Annotated in this window: 28 protein-coding genes and 1 pseudogene; 16 read left to right on the top strand and 13 right to left on the bottom strand. The window is 66.3% G+C overall.

The annotated features are described in order from the left end of the window. Nucleotides 1-53: 53 nt before the first annotated feature. The 7 genes from AB0P18_RS11010 to AB0P18_RS10980 all read right to left on the bottom strand — a co-directional run bounded on the left by AB0P18_RS11010 (nt 54) and on the right by AB0P18_RS10980 (nt 7,478). The gene (locus tag AB0P18_RS11010; RefSeq protein ID WP_344055554.1) at nt 54-473 is read right to left on the bottom strand and encodes a DUF1622 domain-containing protein; all 420 of its coding nucleotides are present in this window, start codon (nt 471-473) and stop codon (nt 54-56) included. A gap of 31 nt (nt 474-504) precedes the next feature. After that, a complete protein-coding gene (locus AB0P18_RS11005; RefSeq protein WP_363360048.1) occupies nt 505-813 on the bottom strand; it encodes a GNAT family N-acetyltransferase in 309 nt (102 codons plus the stop codon). A 70-nt stretch (nt 814-883) separates the two neighbouring features. Beyond that, the gene (yicI, locus tag AB0P18_RS11000; RefSeq protein ID WP_363360047.1) at nt 884-3,106 is read right to left on the bottom strand and encodes an alpha-xylosidase; all 2,223 of its coding nucleotides are present in this window, start codon (nt 3,104-3,106) and stop codon (nt 884-886) included. Further along, nucleotides 3,106-4,011, bottom strand: coding sequence for a carbohydrate ABC transporter permease (locus tag AB0P18_RS10995; protein WP_344055557.1), 906 nt, complete (start codon nt 4,009-4,011; stop codon nt 3,106-3,108). The genes yicI and AB0P18_RS10995 overlap by 1 nt, the downstream gene beginning before the upstream one ends. Then, nucleotides 4,011-4,973: a sugar ABC transporter permease gene (locus AB0P18_RS10990; RefSeq protein WP_344055558.1), complete on the bottom strand. Its 963-nt coding sequence runs from the start codon at nt 4,971-4,973 to the stop codon at nt 4,011-4,013. Before AB0P18_RS10990 ends, AB0P18_RS10995 begins: the two co-directional genes overlap by 1 nt. Nucleotides 4,974-5,029: 56 nt before the next feature. Beyond that, a complete protein-coding gene (locus tag AB0P18_RS10985; protein WP_344055559.1) occupies nt 5,030-6,340 on the bottom strand; it encodes an extracellular solute-binding protein in 1,311 nt (436 codons plus the stop codon). A gap of 112 nt (nt 6,341-6,452) precedes the next feature. After that, nucleotides 6,453-7,478: a LacI family DNA-binding transcriptional regulator gene (locus AB0P18_RS10980; protein WP_363360046.1), complete on the bottom strand. Its 1,026-nt coding sequence runs from the start codon at nt 7,476-7,478 to the stop codon at nt 6,453-6,455. Between the two features lie 559 nt (nt 7,479-8,037). On the opposite strand from AB0P18_RS10980, the gene AB0P18_RS10975 reads away from it, so the two are divergent. Then, a complete protein-coding gene (locus tag AB0P18_RS10975) occupies nt 8,038-8,778 on the top strand; it encodes a winged helix-turn-helix domain-containing protein (protein WP_363360045.1) in 741 nt (246 codons plus the stop codon). A 194-nt stretch (nt 8,779-8,972) separates the two neighbouring features. Here the strand turns inward: AB0P18_RS10975 and AB0P18_RS10970 are convergent, their stop codons facing one another. Further along, on the bottom strand, nt 8,973-9,302 hold the full coding sequence (locus tag AB0P18_RS10970; RefSeq protein ID WP_363360044.1) for a hypothetical protein: 330 nt from the start codon (nt 9,300-9,302) through the stop codon (nt 8,973-8,975). 291 nt (nt 9,303-9,593) lie between these two features. Here AB0P18_RS10970 and AB0P18_RS10965 point away from each other — a divergent pair, with 291 nt between their 5' ends. Next, nucleotides 9,594-9,815, top strand: a complete 222-nt coding sequence (locus AB0P18_RS10965) for a hypothetical protein (protein ID WP_363360043.1) — start codon at nt 9,594-9,596, stop codon at nt 9,813-9,815. A gap of 63 nt (nt 9,816-9,878) precedes the next feature. Beyond that, on the top strand, nt 9,879-10,085 hold the full coding sequence (locus AB0P18_RS10960) for a hypothetical protein (protein ID WP_363360042.1): 207 nt from the start codon (nt 9,879-9,881) through the stop codon (nt 10,083-10,085). Between the two features lie 124 nt (nt 10,086-10,209). Here AB0P18_RS10960 and AB0P18_RS10955 read toward each other — a convergent pair whose 3' ends face one another. From AB0P18_RS10955 to AB0P18_RS10945, 3 genes are read right to left on the bottom strand one after another with little or no spacing between them, the layout of a single operon-like run. After that, nucleotides 10,210-10,350 carry a hypothetical protein gene (locus tag AB0P18_RS10955; RefSeq protein ID WP_363360041.1) on the bottom strand — a complete coding sequence of 47 codons (141 nt, stop codon included), beginning with the start codon at nt 10,348-10,350 and terminating at the stop codon, nt 10,210-10,212. Continuing rightward, the gene (locus AB0P18_RS10950; RefSeq protein WP_363360040.1) at nt 10,347-11,237 is read right to left on the bottom strand and encodes a glycosyltransferase family 8 protein; all 891 of its coding nucleotides are present in this window, start codon (nt 11,235-11,237) and stop codon (nt 10,347-10,349) included. The genes AB0P18_RS10955 and AB0P18_RS10950 overlap by 4 nt, the downstream gene beginning before the upstream one ends. Nucleotides 11,238-11,277: 40 nt before the next feature. Then, complete coding sequence (locus AB0P18_RS10945) at nt 11,278-11,751, bottom strand: hypothetical protein (protein WP_363360038.1); 474 nt, start codon at nt 11,749-11,751, stop codon at nt 11,278-11,280. A gap of 225 nt (nt 11,752-11,976) precedes the next feature. On the opposite strand from AB0P18_RS10945, the gene AB0P18_RS10940 reads away from it, so the two are divergent. The 4 genes from AB0P18_RS10940 (at nt 11,977) to AB0P18_RS10925 (ending at nt 14,107) form a co-directional block, all read left to right on the top strand. After that, nucleotides 11,977-12,282, top strand: coding sequence for a hypothetical protein (locus tag AB0P18_RS10940; protein WP_363360037.1), 306 nt, complete (start codon nt 11,977-11,979; stop codon nt 12,280-12,282). A 231-nt stretch (nt 12,283-12,513) separates the two neighbouring features. Continuing rightward, a complete protein-coding gene (locus AB0P18_RS10935; RefSeq protein WP_363360036.1) occupies nt 12,514-13,164 on the top strand; it encodes a hypothetical protein in 651 nt (216 codons plus the stop codon). Further along, nucleotides 13,161-13,730, top strand: coding sequence for an RNA polymerase sigma factor (locus AB0P18_RS10930; RefSeq protein WP_363360035.1), 570 nt, complete (start codon nt 13,161-13,163; stop codon nt 13,728-13,730). The genes AB0P18_RS10935 and AB0P18_RS10930 overlap by 4 nt, the downstream gene beginning before the upstream one ends. Continuing rightward, nucleotides 13,727-14,107 (top strand): hypothetical protein, encoded by a 381-nt coding sequence (locus tag AB0P18_RS10925; protein WP_363360034.1) that lies wholly within the window; start codon nt 13,727-13,729, stop codon nt 14,105-14,107. Before AB0P18_RS10930 ends, AB0P18_RS10925 begins: the two co-directional genes overlap by 4 nt. A gap of 107 nt (nt 14,108-14,214) precedes the next feature. Here the strand turns inward: AB0P18_RS10925 and AB0P18_RS10920 are convergent, their stop codons facing one another. After that, nucleotides 14,215-14,508 (bottom strand): hypothetical protein, encoded by a 294-nt coding sequence (locus tag AB0P18_RS10920; protein WP_363360033.1) that lies wholly within the window; start codon nt 14,506-14,508, stop codon nt 14,215-14,217. A gap of 226 nt (nt 14,509-14,734) precedes the next feature. On the opposite strand from AB0P18_RS10920, the gene AB0P18_RS10915 reads away from it, so the two are divergent. The 7 genes and pseudogenes from AB0P18_RS10915 to AB0P18_RS10885 all read left to right on the top strand — a co-directional run bounded on the left by AB0P18_RS10915 (nt 14,735) and on the right by AB0P18_RS10885 (nt 18,064). Then, entirely contained in the window at nt 14,735-15,214 is a 480-nt protein-coding gene (locus tag AB0P18_RS10915) for a VOC family protein (protein WP_363360032.1), read from the top strand. Nucleotides 15,215-15,255: 41 nt separating this feature from the next. Further along, nucleotides 15,256-15,396, top strand: coding sequence for a hypothetical protein (locus AB0P18_RS10910; RefSeq protein ID WP_363360031.1), 141 nt, complete (start codon nt 15,256-15,258; stop codon nt 15,394-15,396). A 477-nt stretch (nt 15,397-15,873) separates the two neighbouring features. Beyond that, nucleotides 15,874-15,999 (top strand): hypothetical protein, encoded by a 126-nt coding sequence (locus AB0P18_RS10905; protein WP_363360030.1) that lies wholly within the window; start codon nt 15,874-15,876, stop codon nt 15,997-15,999. A 129-nt stretch (nt 16,000-16,128) separates the two neighbouring features. Then, nucleotides 16,129-16,377 carry a hypothetical protein gene (locus AB0P18_RS10900; protein WP_363360029.1) on the top strand — a complete coding sequence of 83 codons (249 nt, stop codon included), beginning with the start codon at nt 16,129-16,131 and terminating at the stop codon, nt 16,375-16,377. 123 nt (nt 16,378-16,500) lie between these two features. Continuing rightward, nucleotides 16,501-16,797, top strand: coding sequence for a hypothetical protein (locus AB0P18_RS10895; protein ID WP_363360028.1), 297 nt, complete (start codon nt 16,501-16,503; stop codon nt 16,795-16,797). Next, nucleotides 16,776-17,015 (top strand): annotated as a pseudogene (locus AB0P18_RS10890) (recombinase family protein); the annotation flags it as partial. The gene AB0P18_RS10895 and the pseudogene AB0P18_RS10890, both read left to right, overlap by 22 nt. 83 nt (nt 17,016-17,098) lie before the next feature. Then, nucleotides 17,099-18,064 carry a DUF2332 domain-containing protein gene (locus tag AB0P18_RS10885; protein WP_363360027.1) on the top strand — a complete coding sequence of 322 codons (966 nt, stop codon included), beginning with the start codon at nt 17,099-17,101 and terminating at the stop codon, nt 18,062-18,064. On the opposite strand, the gene AB0P18_RS10880 is transcribed toward AB0P18_RS10885, so the two are convergent. After that, complete coding sequence (locus tag AB0P18_RS10880) at nt 18,049-19,056, bottom strand: DUF1214 domain-containing protein (RefSeq protein ID WP_363360025.1); 1,008 nt, start codon at nt 19,054-19,056, stop codon at nt 18,049-18,051. The genes AB0P18_RS10885 and AB0P18_RS10880 overlap by 16 nt on opposite strands. A 99-nt stretch (nt 19,057-19,155) precedes the next feature. Between AB0P18_RS10880 and AB0P18_RS10875 the strand changes: the two genes are divergently transcribed. Together AB0P18_RS10875 and AB0P18_RS10870 are read left to right on the top strand one after the other, a co-directional pair. Further along, entirely contained in the window at nt 19,156-20,115 is a 960-nt protein-coding gene (locus tag AB0P18_RS10875) for a DNA-3-methyladenine glycosylase 2 family protein (protein WP_363360024.1), read from the top strand. A 28-nt stretch (nt 20,116-20,143) separates the two neighbouring features. After that, nucleotides 20,144-20,368 carry a hypothetical protein gene (locus tag AB0P18_RS10870; protein ID WP_344055582.1) on the top strand — a complete coding sequence of 75 codons (225 nt, stop codon included), beginning with the start codon at nt 20,144-20,146 and terminating at the stop codon, nt 20,366-20,368. Nucleotides 20,369-20,457 lie beyond the last annotated feature (89 nt).

Below are 20,457 nucleotides of genomic sequence, written 5' to 3'. Positions count from 1 at the left end.
TCGCGCACCGCGCCCGCTCACCCCTAGGGCTTGACGGCGGATCGCGCCGAGGTCTACGCCGGACGCGACGCGGCGGAGGCGGCTCGGTCGCGCGAGACGGCTTCGCCGATCATCTGCCCGCCGCTGGTCAGCAGCGCCCGCCGCCACGGCAGAGTGCCTTCGATCTCGATCTGGATCGACATCGACAGGATCGTCCGAATCAGCACGATGACCCCGAGGATGAGGGCGTCCTCCATCGACGGCTTCGACGTGATCGTCCGGATGAGGTCGGCTGCCACGAGCACTTCGAGCCCGAGGAGGATGGCCGACCCCAGCGTCGTGCGCAGGACCGAGAACGCCGCCGAACCGCCCTCTCCCCGGCGCAGTGACCGCCAGCCGAGCACGACGGCGATCACGAACCCGATGACCATCGCGAGCGCGCCGATCGCCTCGAAGCCGAGGGCGATCGCGGTGAAGACGGTCTCGATGTCCACGTCGGCCAGCATATGGCCCGGTACCCGCTGACTACGCGCGGGCGCGCTGCTGCAGGATGCCGGCGCGTTCGGGGTGCGCGGCGAACCAGTCGGCGACGTACCAGCACACCGGGATGACCTGACGGTCCCCTCGCTTCTCGAGGTCGGCCACCGCGCGGTCGACGACCTCGCCGGCGTACCCGTGACCCCGGAACGTGGGCACCGTGTACGCGCGGGTCATCGCGACGGTGCGACCGTCGTCGCGGTAGTCCAGCACACTCACCAGGTCGTCACCGCGGTGCAGGGTGTAGCGCGAGGCGTCCGCCTCTCGGGTGAAGGTCAGCGCTGTCGAGGAACTCACCCTGACAGGGTACGTCCGCCCGGCTCGGCGATGGCCGAGCCGGGCTGTGCGATTCCCGGGAGCGCAGATCTCAGTCGGTCACCTCCGACCGGTTCACGCGGAAGGTCTCCGCACGGCCGTCCGGCGCCGTCACGACGACCTCGGCCGTGCCCTTCCCGCCCGCGAACACCCGGAGGCGCAGCCCCTCCAGGTAGTCGTAGTCGGGACGGTCGGTGCGGGCTCCCCACGGGATCACGGCACCGGGCCGGACGTACAGCGGGAGCGAGAGGAAGTCGTGCCGCTCGCGCCGCCACCGCCCGCCGGTGACCTGTTCGCCGGTCAGCAGATGCGTCCAGGTGCCGTCGGGGAGGTAGAAGTCCACGTCCCCCGTCGCGCTGAAGACCGGCGCGACGAGGATGTCCGCGCCGAGCATGTACTGCCGGTCGAGGTAGCCGACGGCCGGGTCGTCCGGGAACTCGAGCACCATCGGCCGCAGGAGCGGGGTGCCGAGGGATGCCGCCTCCAGGGAGGCCGCGTAGAGGTAGGGCATGAGCTGCATCTTCAGATGGGTGAAGACGCGCGTGACCTCGACGGCCTCCTCGTCGAACGCCCACGGCACGCGGTACGAGCCCGAGCCGTGGAACCGACTGTGCGAGCCCAGCAGCCCGAACGCCGTCCACCGCTTGAAGACGTCGGCATCCGGAGTGCCCTCGAAGCCCCCGATGTCGTGGCTCCAGTACGCGAATCCGCTGAGGGCCAGGGAGAGCCCGCCGCGGAGCGTCTCGGCCATCGAGGCGAACGTCGAGGTCGAATCGCCTCCCCAGTGCACCGGCATGCTCTGGCCGCCGGCCGTCGCCGAGCGGGCGAACAGGACGGCCTCGCCCTCGCCCTTGGCGTCGACGAGCACGTCGTGGACCGCCTTGTTGTAGAGCTGTGTGTAGAGGTTGTGCATGCGCGACGCGTCGGATCCGTCGAAGTAGTCCACCTCGAGCGGGATCCGCTCGCCGAAGTCGGTCTTGAAGCAGTCCACGCCCTGGTCGATCAGCGCGCGGAGCTTGCCCTGGTACCAGGCGGTCGCATCCGGGTTCGTGAAGTCGACCAGGCCCATGCCGGCCTGCCAGAGATCCCACTGCCACACGGAGCCGTCGGGGCGCTTCACGAGATAGCCGGATGCCGCCGCCTCGGCGAACAGCGGCGATCGCTGCGCGATGTACGGGTTGATCCACACGCACACGCGCAGATCCTTCTCGTGCAGGCGGGCGAGCATGCCGTCGGGGTCCGGGAAGACCCGCGGATCCCACTCGAAGTCGCACCAGTTGAACTCGCGCATCCAGAAGCAGTCGAAGTGGAAGACCGACACCGGCAGCTCGCGCCGGGCCATCTCGTCCACGAACGACGTGACGGTCGCTTCGTCGTAGTCGGTCGTGAAGGACGTCGACAGCCACAGTCCGTACGACCACGCGGGCACGATCGGGGGGCGACCGGTCAGCGCGGTGTAGCGCTCGAGGACGTCCTTGGGCGTCGGGCCCGCGATCACGAAGTATTCGAGCACTTCGCCGGGCACCGAGAACTGCACGCGCTCGACCGCCTCCGACCCGATCTCGTACGAGACGTGACCCGGATCGTTCACCAGCACGCCGTAGCCGCGGCTGGAGAGGTGGAACGGCACGTTCTTGTACGCCTGCTCGCTCGAGGTGCCGCCGTCGGCATTCCACACCTCGACGGTCTGCCCGTTCTTCACGAGCGGTCCGAAGCGCTCCCCCAGCCCGTAGATGAGCTCACCCACGCCGAGATCCAGCTGCTCATGCACGAACACACGCTCGACCGGTGCGACGGCACCCGTGCGCGCGTTGCCCACGATTCCGCGGTCGACCTGGGCGTCGGCATCCAGCGAGATGTACCCCTGCGACCGCCCGCCGCTGCCGGTGACGCGCTGCCCGTCGATCTCGAAGGAGAGGTCCCACGGCGCACCGGGGGCGATCCGCGCCGTGAGGCGCCCGGTCTGCAGCACGCCGCCGTCCTCGGTCACGGATGCCGAGCCGACGCCGCCGTCGACCGCGCCGGGCAGATCGAAGCCGCCGTGCCACGCGCCGCCCGTGTGATGCGCGATCCGCACCCGCACGATCCCCTCCAGCGGCGAGGACAGCGTGACGGTGAGGGTCGGCCGGTTGAGCACGTCGCCGCGCGACGCGATCACCTTGGTCGGTGCCGTGACCACGAGCGCGGCATCCTGCCGATCGATGTCGTACGCCTCCTGGGCGTACAGCGCGGTGACGCCGGGTCGCAGCTGCCAGAACCCGTCGGTGAACTTCATTACTTGACTGCTCCTGAGGTGATGCCCCTGGTGAGGGTGCGCTGGAAGATGAGGAAGAAGATGAGCGTGGGGATGATGCCCAGAAGGGCCGACGCGCTCGTCGTCGTGACGTCCATGAGCCGGTCGCCCTGCAGCACGCTGATCGCGACGGGCACGGTCTGGTTGGCGTTGGAGGCGAGGAACGTGAGCGGGATGAGGAACTCGTTCCACGTCCAGATGAAGAAGAAGATGAGCAGCACCGACAGGGTCGGGCGGCTGATCGGGAAGACGACCCGCCAGAGGATCTGCCAGCGGCCGGCGCCGTCGAGCGAGGCCGCCTCCAGGATCTCCTTCGGGAACGTGCCGTAGACGCTGGAGAGCAGGTAGGTGCCGAAGGCCGCCTGGATCACGGTGAAGACGATGATCACCGACCACACGTTGTCGTAGAGACCCACCTCTTTGAACATGTAGTACAGCGGGTACAGCAGGGCTTCCTGCGGCAGCAGGTTCGCCAGGAGGAAGAGCAGCACGATCCACGAGCGGCCCTTGACCCGGCCGATGCCGATCGCGAACGCGTTCAGCATCGAGATCAGGACGGCGAGCACGGCGACGACGCCCGAGATGAAGATCGAGTTCCAGACCTTCTCGGGGAAGTTCACCCGCTCCCAGAACTTCACGATTCCCGAGAAGTCCAGCGACTCCGGCAGCGCGAGCGGACCGGAGGTCGCGTAGTCGATCGGCGACTTGAACGAGTTCACGAGCACGAGATAGAACGGCGCGATCACCGCGAGCGCGCCCACGATCACGAGGGCCAGCAGCAGCCAGTCGATGCTGCGCTTCTTCGTCATCCCGCCGCGCCCGCGCGACGGCCGCGGAGTCTTGGCCGACGTGGCCGGGGTGGTGGTCAGAACGGTTCCGACGGCCATCACAGTCCCGCCCTTTCCTTGAGCTCGATCGAGTTCTGCACCCGGATGAACACGATCGAGACGATCACGACGACGATCGTGAGCACCGTCGCGATCGTCGCGCCGTAGCCGACGTTGCGCTTGGTGAAGAACTCCGTGTACGCGTAGTACGCCGGCACGAGGGTCGCCCCGGCGGGACCGCCGCGGGTGATGACATAGACGGGTCCGAAGACCTTGAGCGCGGCGATCGTGCAGGTCAGGGTGACGACGAAGATCTCCGGGCGGATGATGCTCATCGTGATGGCCGAGAACCGCTGGAACCAGTTGGCTCCGTCGAGCTCCGCGGCCTCGTACAGCTCCGGGTCGACGCGCTGCAGGGCGGCCATGAAGACCACGATCGGGTAGCCCAGCTGCACCCAGATCAGCACGACCATGAGCACGATGAGGGCGGACGGCATCTGCCCGAGCCAGTCGACCGGTGGGATGCCGAAGAATCCGAGGATCTGGTTGAGAGCGCCGTCCGCGCCCGGGCGGACGATCCAGCCCACGACGATGCCGGCAATGGCGACCGGGAGGATCTGCGGCAGGTAGTACGTGGCCCGCAAGAAGCTGCCGACCTTGCCGCCGAACTTGCGACCCACGACGTCGAACAGCAGCGCCGCGACGATGAGCCCCACGATCGTGGGGACGACCACCATCGCGATGACCATCCAGACCGAGTTGGTGAATGAGGTCCAGAAGTCGTCGTCCGTGAGGAGCTTCTGCCAGTTCTCCAACCCGATGAACTCGGGCGTGCGCACGCCCTTCCACTTCGTGAAGGTGAGGTAGACGTTCCAGATGAGCGGGACGATCACGATCACGATCAACAGCGCGAAGCCGGGCAGCAGGTACATCCAGTACGCGCCGGTTCCCCCCTTGCGCTGAGGAATGGACGGCTGCTCGGGTGGCAGCTTCACGCGGCCCGAGCGAGTGGCAACAGACATGGTCAACTCCAGGACGGGGTGGGGCGGCATCCGGAAGGACACCGCCCCACCGCGGATCAACGGAACTCGGCGGTTCCTTCGTCGTACTGCTCGCCGAGGTTGGCGTTCGTGGTCTTCACGTCCTGCACACCGGTGACGAGGCCCTGCAGCTCCTGCACGATCACGTCGTAGAAGCCGGGCGCCGGCCAGTCGGGGTAGAACGACAGTCCGTCCTGGTCGAGGATCCCGTTGAACGTCGAGATGAGCTCGGCGCTCTTCTCGTCGGTGATGTCGGCGGGGTCGGCCGCGACCGGGACACCGCCGTTGTTGCCGATGATCGCCTGGATCTCGGGGCGCATCGTGATGTCGATGAACTGGTACGCCAGTTCCTTGTTCGCCGCGTTCTCAGGCACGACCCAGAGGTTGCCCGACGAGCCGAGCGACAGGTCGGCACCCGGGAACGCGGTCATGGTCCAGTCGAAGCCGGTCGCCTCGTTCACGAAGCGGCCGTACCACCACGAGCCGGAGACGAAGATCGGGGCGGTGCCGTTGATGAAGGCGACGCCGGCGTCCTCCGCCTTGATCGAGGAGACATCGGAGGCGATGTAGCCCTTGTCGACGTACTCCTTCAGCGTCGTGGTCGCCGTCGTCAGGGTGTCGCCCTGCCAGTCGACGGGGTTCTCGTACAGCTGGTAGTCGTTCACGAACTGGCGGTCGCCGTTGCTCAGGGCGAGCTGGTACCAGAGCTGTCCGAGCGGGTACTCGGCGCCGGCTTCGGCGAGCGGAGTGATGCCCTGCGCGACGAACGCGTCCAGCACCGAGACGAACTCGTCGTAGGTCGTGGGGATCTCGAGACCCGCAGCTTCGAAGGCGTCCTGGTTGTAGTAGACGCCGACGAACTCGCCGTAGTTCGGGATGCCGTACCAGGCGTCACCGCCCATGACGCCGTCTTCGCTGTACTTCGCCGTCGTCTGCAGCGACGGGGCGAGCTTGTCGGCCCAGCCGTACTCGTCCACCGCGTCGGAGATGTCGGTGATCAGGCCCGTGCTCGCGAGGAAGCCTGCCGTCGCGTTGCCCTTGTTGAACTCCATCAGATCGGGAGCGGCGTCGGTGTCCAGCACCTGGCTCGCGGTCTTCTGGATCTGCTCGAAGGACTTCTCCTCGAACTCGACCGTGGCGCCGGTCTCCTCCTCGAAGACCTTGATGGCCTCGTTCCAGGCCTTGCCCATCGCGCTGTCGGCGCTTTCGTAGTGCCAGAGCTTCAGGGTGTCGCCGGACTCCTCTGCGGAGCCTGCGCCGCCGGAGCAGCCGGCGAGCGCGAGACCGGTGACGGTCAGTGCGCTGAGGAGGACGAGCCCCCTCTTCGTGGTGCGGGTGATACGTGCCATCAGTGGCATTCCTTTCTGGACCTGCGGTGGTCTCATGTGCGGTGCGGGTGGGAGGTGAAGTTGTCGAAGCGCTTCGATGACCGGCGAACGGAAAACGAGGGGCGGCGGACGCTCAGTCGGCGGAGCCCCCCGGCGGGGCGGCGAGGGAGCCGTGTGCGGCGTAGACGGGGTCGATCAGGCGCAGTCCCGGTTCGGGCCGATCCTCGCCGAGGCTCTGCAGCGCGAGGTCCACGGCCAGGTCGCACGAGGTCTGCGGCACGAGCGGGATCATGTCGACGGGCGTCCGCAGCGCGGCCGTGTCGAAGGACGCCCCCACCGAGATGAGCGAGACGTCCTCGGGGACGCGCAGCCCCCGCTCGGCGAGCTCGCCGAGCACGACGACGTGCGCCTCCTCGGTGCAGTGCAGCACGAGGGCGGTCGCGCCCTCATCGAGAAGTCGTGCGACGGTGCGGCGCGTTGCCGTCCTGCTCGTGTGTTTGGAGCCGGTGGCCCCGAATCCGGACTGGATGTCGCGCTCACCGGCACGCTTCTCGAATGCGGCCAGGACGCGCGGCGGGAAGTTCGACATCTCGTAGCTGACCTCGGGTTGGCCGACGAGGCCGATCGCGCGGTGGCCGGCATCCGCGAGCCGATCGACGGCGAGCTCTGCGGCCGCCGCGAAGTCGAGGTCGACGCAGACGAGTCCGGCGTTGTCGTTCGGGATGCCGATGAAGATCGTGGGCGTGGAGATCGCCCGAGCGAGCTTCACGCGCTCGTCATCCGGGGCGACATCGAGCACCAGGATCGCATCGACGAGTCCGTTCGAGGCGACGCGGCTCATACCGGCCGTCGCATCCTCGTCCGTCAGCAGGAGGATGTCGTAGTCGTTGCGTCGGGCCGCAACCGCCGTCGCGAGGACGAACGCCATGTGCGTCGGCGCGTGGGTGTCTTTGCGCAGCGGTTCGGTCAGCGCGAAGATCTGCGTCCGGCTGCCGGCCAGCATCCGCGCCCCCGCGTTCGGGCTGTAGCCGAGCTCGTGCACGGCCTTCTCGATGCGGCGACGGGTGTCCGGCGAGATCGGGCGCTTGCCACTCAGCGCGTACGACACCGTGCTGATCGAGACGCCGGCGGCCTGTGCCACCTCGTTGATCTTGACCATGTCCGCTCCGTCGTCGTGGTCCGGACGCCCGCGGTCCGGAAGATCGAAGCGCTTCCGCGAAGCGCTTCGATGGCGATGGTAAGCGCATCTCGACGCGGAGCGCAAGCCTTTTGCTGGAAGTGGCAACAAATGCGCTCCGTGGTGGGTGTCGGGAAGGTCGGCGCGGGCGCGAGCTGCGACTGAGCAATCTGTAACATTCCGTCACGTCGAGGCTGCGGCATCCGCGCGATTTGACGATTTTCGACGCAATCCGTCATAATCGCGACATGACTGACAACGCACGCTCTCTGTCCGCCCTGGAGGCGAACGGGACTGCCGGCATGATGATGGCCGGCCGCGTCGTCATGTGTTGTCGAATGTGTCGCTGACACGAAGCCGTCGCTGAACACAGCGATCCGCTCGATCCGCGCGCAGCTTCTGTAACGCTGCACGGATCCCTCGAGCATCCGAACTCCGCGTCGATCACGCGGATGCGGATGCCGAATCACCGGCCCGCTCCTGAGGCCGCATCGCAGCACACACCGAACCCGCGACCGGGTTCTCTCCGCAAGGACACCTCATGTCGAACACCGCCCTTCTCGAACGTCCCGCCGCCCCGCGTCACCTGCGCGCGGTCCCGTCTGCTCCGGCGGCTCCGGCCGCACCGCCCGTTCCGGCTGCCACGCCCGCCGCCGAGGCCCGCGCCCTCCCGGCCGGCACCGCACCCCGCGGCTTCGCCCTGTACGTCGGCATCGACGAGGCCAAGGCCGCGGCATCCGGAGTGAGCCTCGGCGTCCTCGTCGACGCCCTCCGCCGCACGCTCGCCGATCTCGCGCCCGAGGCTGAGACGTACGCGACGGTCGCGCTCGCGCCGGTCGGCTCGGGCGGCCGCGACGTCGACGTCGTCCGCCTCGCCCTCCACGAGCCCTCTGCGATCGCCCGCACGAAGGCGGACGAGCCCGAAGACGAGGACCGCGCGCCCGGTGGCGTCGTCGTGGACATCTCACGCAAGCGCGTGCTGATCGACGGTGAGTCCGCCGCGTTCACCTTCAAGGAGTTCGAGCTGCTGCAGTACCTCGTGCTCCGCGAGGGGCGCACGATCGAGCGCACCGAGCTCGTCGGCTCGCTGTGGCAGAACGCGAGCGAAGAGGAGTCGCCCGGCGAGCGCACGATCGACGTCCACGTGCGCCGCCTGCGCGCGAAGCTCGGACGCTACGAGGACATCGTGCGCACCGTCCGCGGCGTCGGCTACCGCTTCGACCGTCACGCCGACGTGTCGATCCGCTACGGACACGGCACGCCCTCGCCCGACCGCTTCTAAGGTCGGCGGCGCGCTCTCATCCCGATCGCCGCCCGCCGGGATGCTGCTGCAGTTGACGGGCGGTGATCGGGCAGTGTCTCGTGCCGCGTCTACGGACATCTCCGCTTGTAACCGTTGCCCGTGGTCACCACGTCATCGACGGTGAGCACGGAACCGTTGAATAGGCGACCGCAAGACGACCGGCATACGGTCCGCTAAGTGACGACCGGCAGTGTTGCCAGCGAGTATGCGATCACAAAGGCGACTCCCAGTGCTCCCATGCCGGCGACGGGAGCCGCGATGACCCACCAACCCCGGTGTCGGAGGAGAAAGACACCGATCATCACGCTCACCAAAACAAGCGCCGCGGCCCAGTAGAACACCTGAATTGCAGACGCGGCGAGATCTGCATCGCAAGAACTAGAACACGCCAGAGGAAGCAAGTACATCGTCGCCGCCGAAAGCACGGTCGCTCCACCGAGGAGCACGGTGAGCCAGACCGCATGTCCAACCCTGCTGTCCGGCACAGTCGTAGCTTCGCTCATGTTGCTCGTACACTCCTGACTCCCGCCTCAGACTAACCAGCACGCGGCCACCGTCGAGTGAAGCATTGCCGCTCATCGCGCTATCGTCGCATCCACCCGAAGCAGGCTTGAGGATCGCGGCTGCACGGGTGCGTCCCCTCAATGAGCCCCGCCCGAATAGGGATCCTTCTCAGGACGTGAGCGGAGCACGGTTCGCTGGCGGCGGCTATTGAGCGGTCCGAGGCCAGGACCAGAGCGGATGTGTAGGTTGACATCAATGTCTCGACACCCTGATGTGCCCAGTTCTTCGGGATGGCTGCCTTGACGGGAGATCCGAGGCGGCGCCAAGGCATTCTCTTGGTTGTCATCGGCGCGCTGATCGTGACGTTGTCGATCCCCACGGTGTTGCTGAATGATGCGGACGAGAAGATCGGGCGGCTCAACCTGCCGGCCGGTGTCTACCTTCCAGTACTCATGGGCGCGGGCGCGATCTTGTTCGTGGTCGGAGTCGTGATGCTCCTTCGCAAGAGTTAGCCGGAGCGGTAGCGCACTGCCCGATTACCGGTGGCTTAGCGCGGTCTTGGCGATCGGGCATCGATGTACCGTACCGATGTGAAACAGGTATGGATCGTCTACCACGACAGTTCACCCGACAACGTCATCCTCGGCGTCTTTGATGACGAGGATGAGGCATACACCTATCAAGAAGCCGTGGCACCTGACTACCCGAACGGCGCTCTGCTCACTCCGTTCCCCGTACCCTGGCGCGCGACCGATCACTCCACCGAGATTCGCATCGGTTGATCGAGTCCCACCGCGCTTCCAGCTCCCGCGTCGATCGGTATCGCGAACGGCAGTATGCGCAAGCCGGTCGACCACCGCGACAGATGTCGTCTCAGATGGGATCCCTCAGTGCGGATTCATGTGATCACTGTTTGCGCTTTCGAACGCGATTGAGTGCGGCGGTGGCGGTGGGATCGCGAAGCAGCACCATGATGGCGGCGAAGATCACGACGTAGAGTGCTGACCCGCCGGCAGCGACGATGAGGCCCTGGGTGCGGCCGGTCATCGCCCCGTGTTTGAAATGGACTCCGCGCCGATCAGCAGACGAGGGCTGCGCCTCGTCGTGGGGAGCCGTTCAGGTATCGCCCTGACTTTGCTAGCGAGGGCGGAGTAGAGGTCACGCCGCCGGCCCGGGGGAAAGTCCGCCTGCCAGTGCTTGAGCGGGCCAGCTGAATGGACGATGACGGCGTCTGAAAGAATGCCGTCGCGCTCGGCCTCCAGTCGCCAAGCCATCATGTGATTCCAACGCTTGTCGAGCCGGTACCAATCCCTGTGGCAGACGGCATTCAATGCGTCCTGGTCCGGAAATCTGAGTACCGACGCCGAGTCCTCCAGGTAACTCTCGGCGCGGGCACGTACGTCCCGCTCCCGCCATGCAAGGGTGTCGATAAGGAGCACTCCGGAGTTGAAGTAGAGGCCCTGCGGGTTGATATGTGCCAGGTCGTTCAGCCTTGGAAGGCCTCCGTGGTCATTCATCCTGCGGGTGAATGCGTCGCGGACCGCGCCGATGGTCTTCCCGTCGAGGTCGAAGTCGAATAGGGAGTCGAGTCCCGGACTCACGCAGAGGATGTCGGCATCGAGATACAGCACCCGGCGCACTGTTGTGGGGAGTAGATCGACGAGCTGCAACCGCAGATACATCGCGTCGGACACATGCTGGGTGTACGGATCAGTCGAACTCCCGTAGCCAGCGACGACCGCGGGAGTCACGTACCGCACCGCGGCCCGCGAGCCGACCAGAGTCACCAGACGTTCTCTGGCCCCGTCGCGCACATCGTCCGCAAGGACCATCCAAAACGTCACGGGTTTCGCGTATTCGAACTGCAGGATCGACTCGATCGCGACGGCGGCGTGCTCGAAGTAGGCGGCATCAACCGTGAATGCGATGTCCAAGACATCCTCCTTGCAACGCTCCCGACCTGAACGGGGGACGCTAACACGGACGTGACTCCGAGTAGAACAGCCCGTACACGTGTCGAGGAATGTTGTGAAGCAATGCCGCTCCTATTGCCTGACTGACCGCAAGCCGGTCGATCAATGCGACAGATGTCGTCTCAGATGGGATCCGCGCACGGAACGCGATCGGCCCTACAGCTGCGTCGCGGTGCGCGCGATTGTGGAGGTGACCCAGAATGCCAGGACCAGAACAAGAGCCCCGGCAACGGGTGCGATGAGAACCCACCACCCCTTCGCGGAGCAGATAGCTGCCAGCAACAGCGATGGTGAGTGAAAGACCTGCGGCGACCAGGAACCCGTTCATGGCGCGCGTGATCGACGGGTAGTCGCATCGGTCTCCACATCCTGCGACATTCAGACCGCTGACCACCATCGTGTATGTCAGAGCGATCGCCGCCAAGAGGAGTATCAGCGTGAGCAGCGCTGCGTAGCTCAGGCGGCTTCCGTCCATGGACCGACCGTACCCGCCGCCCTCGACGAATCAGAGAGCATCGTGCACCTCTTGACGAAAGTGAGACACGCGTTGCGCGGTCACGGATCCGCACCCGGTAACCGATCACCCGAAGATCGCCGACCGATGGGTTGTCGTCTGATCCAACGGCAGACAATGCGCGCAAGAAAGCCGGCGTGCTGCAAAGGTTTGACTGGAGCCGTCTGTGGTGTTCACATAAGAGGCATGGTGCTTCAACTGGGCTGGATCTGCCTGATCCTGGGCTCGGCCCTCTTCTTTGGCTCCGCAACCGTTGTGTCCCGGGCGAACGCGGGGGTTCTGGTGCCGTATTGGACGCGCCCGGAACAAACACCGCGCGTCAGCGTCGTCCTCAGGGTGGTTGCGGCCGTTCTGGTTGCGCTCGGCGTGACGCTGCTCGCTCCCGTCGTAGGCATCTGGTCGGGCGCCCTTGTTGTAGCCGCGTTCGCACCAGGCGCAGCCGTTTTCCCCGTGCACAACCACCGTGTCGAGGCCGAGGCGGCCGGCGGGTAGACGAATCTAGCGATGGGCTCGCCGTGCCGACTCCGCCGGCCCACAAGGGGATCCACTTGCGCGACGAGAACCGTCACGCTGGTCGACCGGCTGACGGCCTGCATTTTCGGGCTCCACCACATGCGTGCGGAGGGGACACCCAAATCACCAATCGGTGTTTGCTCGCGTGGACGTTCTGCGCTGTGCCGGACATGTACAGAGTGAAGGTGTTCGGTGGAAGGATTCGGGGCAATGACGGAACGCAGCAACACACCACACGATCCGCTTGACGGTCTGCTGGATGACGCGGGCCCGGCAACGACCCTGGTGACTGACGCGATCGAAGATGAGCTGGCTCGGATGAGCGTGGCCGCTCAAACTGATCACCGCCCAGCGCGGGCGGGGCGGGGCTTCACCCGTGCTGGGGCGATCGGTGTCGCGGCCGTGGTGCTGCTGGGTGGGGCAGGCGCGGCCGCGGCGAGCACCGGGGGACTGTTGCCGTGGTGGCAGCAGGAATCGCCGGACTCGTTCAGTGTCACGCTGCCCAGCGGCATGAACTGTGAGTTCCAGGTCATCGGGAACCTGCAGGGACCAACCCCCGCGATCAGCGAAGAGACAGCGGCCTACCTGCGCAGCGTGGACATCGCTGCCATCCTCGACGTCGATGCGGAGATCCAAAAGCAGCGCATGGCCCCACCGTCGGTCGCGCGCCTCAATGGCAAAGACGTCCAGATCGGGTACGGGACCGAGAACTATCCCAGCCCCGACGTGGAGTACGTCTCGGCGGTGCCGGCGGCCGTCACCACGGCCGTCGCTGCCGAGCTGCAGCGCAACGGGTACGACGTAGATCCGGACGACTTCTCCTGGCAAAGCGACGCCATCTGCCCGGGGATGCAGTGGTGACGCGCACAGATAAGGACCTCGCCGCCCATCTGACCAACGTCATCTCCTTCAACGCCGTCGACATCCTCGCCTACTTCGAACGAAGAGTCGGAACCAACGACGCCGCCGATCTAGTCGCCGAAACCATGCTGACAGCCTGGCGGAAAGCAGCAGACGTGCCAGAGGACACGACAGAGGCGCGCATGTGGCTGTTCGGCGTCGCACGAAACGTCCTCGCCAACGCTGACCGCGCCGAACGGCGCCGCTGGCGACTAGCAGATCGGCTACGACTCATGCTTCACCCCGAGAGCACTGCGCCGGCCTCCGATGCCGGCCTCGACGTCAGAGATGCCGTCGCCCGCCTCGACCCAGATATTGCGGAGCTGATCAGACTCGTCCACTGGGACAGGCTCACCATCGCCCAAGCGGCCCAGGTCACCGGGATCCCCGCCTCCACAGCGCGCAGCCGCTACCAAAAAGCGAAAGACGATCTACGCGCCCAACTCTCCGTCACCAATCCTGAGTTGCATCCGCCCTCTGATGGACGGTCCCCTCGCACACCTCGCCGGATAGGGTCGCAACCATGACAGTGCCGACCGACCTCGATCAGGCTCCGACGGTGAGCAGACCTCGCCGCATCAGCCGCGGTGCAGTTCTCGTCGTGGGAGTCTTTGTGCTGCCGTTCTTGCTGAAGGTCGCGTTGAACAGTTATGGCGCTCTGACTGTGGACGGTGCCCTTCGGATGGCATTCGCGACCGTGGCGGGACAGACGATCGCCATCCTCAGCGCGATCGTAGCCATCGTGCTCACCGTCACGCGACGATACGCATGGCCGGCGACCGTGGCCTTCGTGATCATCGGAATCGTCATTACTCAGTTCGCGGTCGGCACCATCGCTTCCGCCGGCGACCTCCTTCTCGACCGCCTTGACAAGATCGCTGAAGTCGACCAACTCAACCGTTGATTGGCTACCCCACTTCGGGGAGGCACTCCTCGGGCACTTACCTCGAAACCGTTAGCGCCTCGGCCCTTGCGGTCCGGTCGCTGCCTAGCGTGCCGGAAGAGGGTCCTTCATCGCTCGGGCTCGGCGATGAATTCCCACTCGTCGTTGTCGTCCAAGAAGGCCTCGAGCGCGTCGCGGTGTGTCTTGTCGTTCCATTGGCCGTCTCCCTCGGGTGGAACGACGACCCATCCGGACTCGGTGCGGCTAAGCCAAGCCAAGCGGCGCGCGTCAGCCACTCGGACAAGCGCCCATTTGTCGGCCTCGGCCATCAGGTGGTACTCATGCGCGAAGTACCTGAACTCCAGAAACCCATGGGCTGAAGGATCGGGAAGGTTTGCCAGCGACTCGCAAGGTTGGTCCACACCCTGGATTGTAAGAGGCGCCGTCCAACCGGATCCCTCTGGCCGATAGCCGATCCCGCAGCGGGAAGCCCGTTCTTGAGGGGGCTGCCAGTCAGATAGGCATCGCCGTCGCTCTAGTCGGCATCACCGATCTCGACTTCTAGCGCTAGGGGCGATCCTCGTACTGCCGGGCACTGCGACCGCGGGGCTTGACTTTGACGTTGCGTCAACGCCCACACTCGTCGGTATGACAGACACGACCGAACTTCAGACCGGCATCACTCGCGATATCTACGGCATGCCGGCCTTCATCTCTCTCGAGGTCGACGACGTCCGTGCCGCGGCGCGATGGTTCGTCGAGGCGCTCGACTTCATCGAGCTGTTCGCCATGCCCCCGGGCGACCAGCCCGTGCTCATCCACCTGCGGCGTTGGCGGTATCAGGACATCCTGCTGCGGCAGGGAGCGGCTGCGGACGTCGGTACCGGCGTCCAGCTGTCGCTCGCCGCCACCTATAGCGAGCTCGACGACCTCGCGGCCCGCGCGCAGTCGTTCGACCGCACGGTCGTGGAGGGACCGGCCGACACCCCGTGGAACACGCGTGACCTGACCGTGGTCAGTCCGCAGGGCCTGCGACTCGTCTTCACCGCGCGACGACCCGCGCCGCTGCGCGACGCCGCCTTCACCGCCGACATGAAGCGGTGGTCGCAGGAGCAGCTGCCGAGCTGAGGGCGGAGCCGCGGTGGGCCGGTCGAGTTCAGGCTTCGACCATGAGGAGGGATGCCGCGACCCCTTGCACCTGTCCCACCTGCGGCAACGAGCTGAACTTCGAGATCTTCCACGACGAACGGTTCCTGGTCGCGTGGTCGTGCCTCAACCGTGGCCTGATCCGCACGACCGAGCCGGTGTAGGGCTGGCGAGTCCGGCGCGGCAGGTGCGCGGTTATGCGGCGCGAGATCGCGTTCACGCTGCTGGCGCCGGGCGGGGCGCGATTGACGCACGAGGCGTGCCTGCGAGATTGCGTTCGGTTCAGCGTGGGCCAGTGCGACGCACCTCGACGGGCGACTCGAGCGCCGGCGTGACAATCCTCAAGCTGTCTGAGTTCCCGCAAGACCCGCCCGATGCGGATTCGCGATGACGGGCGTCTTGCGCATCGGGAAGCGTGTCAGATGGGATCGACTTGCGGGCACGGTATCCGTCGCGAGGTGGAGGCGGGTCCGGCCGCCGATACATAGCGTGGTGGACGGAGGTGGATCATGCAGAGCACATGGGCAGCGAAAGTATTCGGAGATCGAGAGGATCCGCGGAGGAGACTCCAGCTCCTCTTCGGTGGCACGATTCCGACCGGTGGCCAACCGCCCGCACCCGCGCTCGCTTGGGCGCGCGACGTGATTCCCTTCGACGTCGCGGCGGCGCAGGACACCGTGGCTGCAACCAAGTACCTGCGCGACGCAGAACCGCGCTTGACACTCCAGGCGGCCACCTTCCTCGCCACTCACCTGACGACCACGTAACCACGGTGCGATGGATTAACTACTGCAGACCCTGTGCGTCGATCAAGCCACTCGAGTTCAGACCACCAGTTGTGAACGTCTGGAGCGAACGTGAGCGTAGGGAAGTCCGCCTCGATCGGAAGGGAAAAGATGAACTCGTCGCAGAGCACTAAAGACACGCCGAATATCGCCGTCTGGTACTTCGTGGGAGCGACGTTCATCTTCGCCGCGCCTGCGCTCTTCATGCCTGAAGCGGAAATCTGGCTTCGCGTTCTACTCTTTGCGGCCGGCTTCGTCGCGGTCATCGCAGGCGGCATCCAGCTCGGGCGGGAGATCAAGCAGAGAAGCGCCAGTCGGGTCGTGGCAGCCAGCGAACCTCCCACCGAACACCGTGGTTGACAACGCAGTGACGACTGTGGCCACGATTTAGGCGCCGTGTATGGTCAGCGCCTCGTCCCGCTAAATCCTCGCGCGGGGCCCGTAGACCGATCCCCACGCTCGGCACCTGGATAGTGTCGACGCGTGAACGAACGCAAGAAGTCGGTGGTGGGCTGGACGGCGGCGGTGGTCGTGGCCGTGGCGGGTGCTGTGGTGCTGATCGTCGGGCTGATGACTCCCGTTGCTTTCGGTTGGTTCGCCTACCAGCCGCTCGCGAATGCCACGTTCGTTCCCGATGCGGGCGGCGTGTTCCTGTCACGCGTCGCGATCATCGGACTGGTGATCCTGGCGATCGGACTCCTGGCTATCGCCTTCCTCGCCGGCTCTCGAGCTGCGCAAGGGCGATCCAGTCGGGATGCCGGGACATCGCCGACGGATTGACGCCGAAGGGCGTCGCCATGAGCCTGGGCGGCAGCAGATACGACCCCACCGCCCCCGTCGGAAGGCTGTTGGTCAATGTGCTCGCCATGGTCGCCGAGTTCGAACGCGACCTGATCAGCATGCGCACCAAGGAAGGGATGGCCGTCGCCCGCGCCAAAGGACATCTGAAGGGCAAGCAGCCGAAGCTGTCGATGGCTCAACGCAAATTGCTTCTGACAACCCCTGACTACGCCGCTCCCCCCGCGGAGTCCATCCCATCGGCGGTGCTGATCGGCCCTTGAGGTGGGGATAGCGTGGCGGAGTGGATGAGCAGGTCGCGGCCGCGTATCGACGGTTTGCCGATGTTGAGGCTCGCGGAGTCTCCGAGATCTACTTCCGATGGGCAGAGGCCATTGCTGATGATCCAGAAGTGACGAATCTGATCGGCCAACTCCCGGGCATCAAACGCCAACCGAATCTGGTCTTCGCGGCAGCGCGCCACCTCGGGGCACCAGAAGGACCCTACGATCCGTTTCGCAGTTGGCTTCTTTCGAACTGGTCGACCGTCACCGCAGTTGTCCAGACGCGTTCGACACAGACCAACGAAGCGGCCCGGTGCGCGGTGCTGCTCCCGATCCTGAGTCGACTCGACGGCGATCTCGCTCTGATCGAGGCCGGCGCCTCCGCCGGACTAGCGCTGTACCCGGACCGGTACAGCTACCGCTATGACGATGAGGGCGCCATCACCGAGCTCGACCCGGACGACGGGCGAAGCCGCGTCGTCATCACTTGCACCATCGACAGCGGAAGCGTGCCGTCGCGGCTGCCGAACATCGCCTGGCGCGCCGGGGTCGACCTAAACCCGATCGACGCCCAAGACCCGGAGCAACTGAACTGGCTGGAGACCCTGGTCTGGCCGGAACACGACGAACGCCGACAACGACTTCACGACGCCGCAACCATCGCCGCCGCCGACCCGTCGCACCTCGTGCACGATGACCTCCTCGAGAAGATTCCCGAGCTCATCAACGACGCACCCACCGGCGCACACGTCGTCGTCTTCCACAGCGCCGTGCTCAACTACCTACCGCTGGACAAGCGCGAAACGTTCGTGGAGCTCGTGTCGTCGTTTCCGAGCGTGACCTGGATCAGCAACGAGGGACCGGGCGTGATCCCGACCGTCAGCAGCCAGGTCGACGCCGAAGTCGGCGAGAGAGCAATACTCGCGGTCAACGGTCGACCGGTAGCCCTCACAGGCCCCCACGGACAGAGCTACCTGGCGCTCTGATCCATCCGCGTGATTTCTTGCGCGGACTCGAGTCGGTCGGGCGGGGCCCCACTATCTGGCCGGCGCTCGATGGCGGGGAAGGTCCACGTGCCGTTGATCACCTCGGGGCGTGGCCGGTAGAGCCTGATGAGGTAGTTCCACCCGTCCGTGATGGGAATGGTGTTCGGTGCGTCACCCGCGCCGAACCGGATGGTCGTGGTGCCGTCGGGGTTGTGCGCGGCGGTGACGCTGCTGAGGTTGTAGACGCCGCGATCGTTCGGTTCGAAGTACCCCGTGGCGCCGTACACCGAGATCGACCAGAACGCGTCGACCGGCACGTCTCCCACGGTGAGCTCATAGTCGCCGACCGGCAGCCCCGGCTCGACGTTGATGTAGAATGCCTCGGTCTCGGGCAGGCCACCCCAGGCAGAGGCCGAGCCGATCAGGTGACGGATCGGGTCCACGTCGCGTTCGGCGCCGAACGCTCCGGCGTAGTTCGGCAGACCCTTCGCGAGGGTCAGCAGCGCTGCTCGCGTTTCGTCGAGAGTCGCCTCGTCGACCACGTCACGCGTGAACGGGATGGCGCTCGAAGCGCGGAGGGTGATCTGGTCCTGCAGCGCATTGACGGTCGCGACGTCATCCGGGTCGGCAGGATCGACGAGGGTGCGGATGCCGATGAGGACGTAATCGCTACCCGCCTCCGCTCGGGTGAGGGAATGCTCGCCGGCACCGTGCCACACCGCCGGGATGTAGTGATCCTGATTGATGATCATCGCCGACATGTACCGGCCGCTGGTGTCCGGAAGCGTGAGGGTGAACCCTTCGCGAGCGTCCACGATCGACGCGCTGTACAGCGTGTCGCGGTTCAGTCGAATGACGTTCTGATGGTCCAACGGCGACGGATCACGATAGTGCTTCCACCCGTTGATCCCACCGGTATCGGAGCCGATCGCCGCGAACATGCGATCAGATTCCGCACGCACGAAGTTCTCGACCGTGACCAGCTCGACCACCGCTCCTCCGCCCGCTCACTGAACACCTGGCGCCATCGTATTCCGCGCGGGCGCGGTCGCGAGCGCCGAGTGTCGGTGGGCGGAGCGTAGGGTGAGCGCATGACGATCGCGGAGCTCCGGCCGGCAGCGCGGACCGCCGCCGATCGACCGCTCGAGACCGAGTACCGCCCGCGGCATCCGGTCGACGTGCGTCGCACCGTCGTCTATCAGCGCCACGGCGGCGGCGACCCCACCATGGTGATCGCGGGCGAGGTCATCTGGCGCGCCAGCAGGACCCCGGAGGGCATCGCCACCCTGGCGATCCGAGAGGTCTCCCCCGGCGTGATACGCGGCGCCGCGTGGGGCCCCGGTGCGTCCTGGGCGCTGGATCAGCTGCCTGCGCTCTGCGGGCGGGACGACGATCCCGGCGACTTCGACGCGACGCGGCATCCGCTCATCGCCGACGCGCATCACCGCCACCCGGGCGTGCGCATCGGACGCACCGACCTGTTCTTCGACTCCCTGGCGAGCGCGATCATCGAGCAGAAAGTCACCGGCATGCAGGCGTTCGGCGCGTGGCGCCGACTGGTCACCTGGCACGGTGAGCGCGCCCCCGGGCCGACGCCGAAGCCGATGTACGCCCCGCCGGACATCGAGGGGTGGCGTCGCATCCCGTCATGGTCGTGGCACCGCGCCGGTCTCGAGCCCCCGCAGTCGCGCACGATCGTCGAGGCGGCCCGCCGCGGCGAGGCCATCGGCCGTGTCTTCATGGCGGCGACCGACGGCGAGGCCCGCGACCGCGTGCTGATCAGCCAGCGCGGCATCGGCGCGTGGACCTCGGCCGAGACCCGCATCCGCGCGCTCGGAGATCCCGACGCCGTGAGCGTCGGCGACTTCCACCTCGCACACGAAGTGGGCTATGCCCTCACCGGCTCTCGCGTAGACGACGACGGGATGCTGGAGCTGCTCGCCCCGTGGGCGGGTCAGCGTCAGCGCGTGATCCGCTACCTCGAAGCGAGCGGCATCCGCGAGCCCCGGCGCGCTCCGCGCCTGCACCCCGAGGACCACCGCAACCGCTGAGCTCGAGGCCGCGCCCTAGGCTGATTCCATGTCTGAACCTCGCACCGGCTGGCCGAAGGGCCGCATCCAGTGGCTCATCGGCACGATCCTGATCTTCGCCGGCGGCGTGCTGTTCGGTCTGATCTGGGGACAGCTGTGGATCGGCATCGTCTTGGCCCTGGCGATCTCGGTCGGCTGGCTGATCGCGTACGAATCCTGGCGCGGGCGGCACATCGGCATCGACGACCCCGACGACAACGGCGCGCAGCTCTAGGTGTACTCGGCAGTCACGTTGGTAACACTCGGCTGAGGGGTGTGCCGTTGATGGCGGTGTGGTGGCGATGAGCGTTGTAATGCTCGATG

It is taken from the genome of Microbacterium sp. NPDC064584 (assembly GCF_040687315.1).
Lineage (GTDB): Bacteria > Actinomycetota > Actinomycetes > Actinomycetales > Microbacteriaceae > Microbacterium > Microbacterium lacus.
Note: the sequence above shows the minus strand (reverse complement) of the source record. Positions and strands in the feature narration are given on the sequence as shown.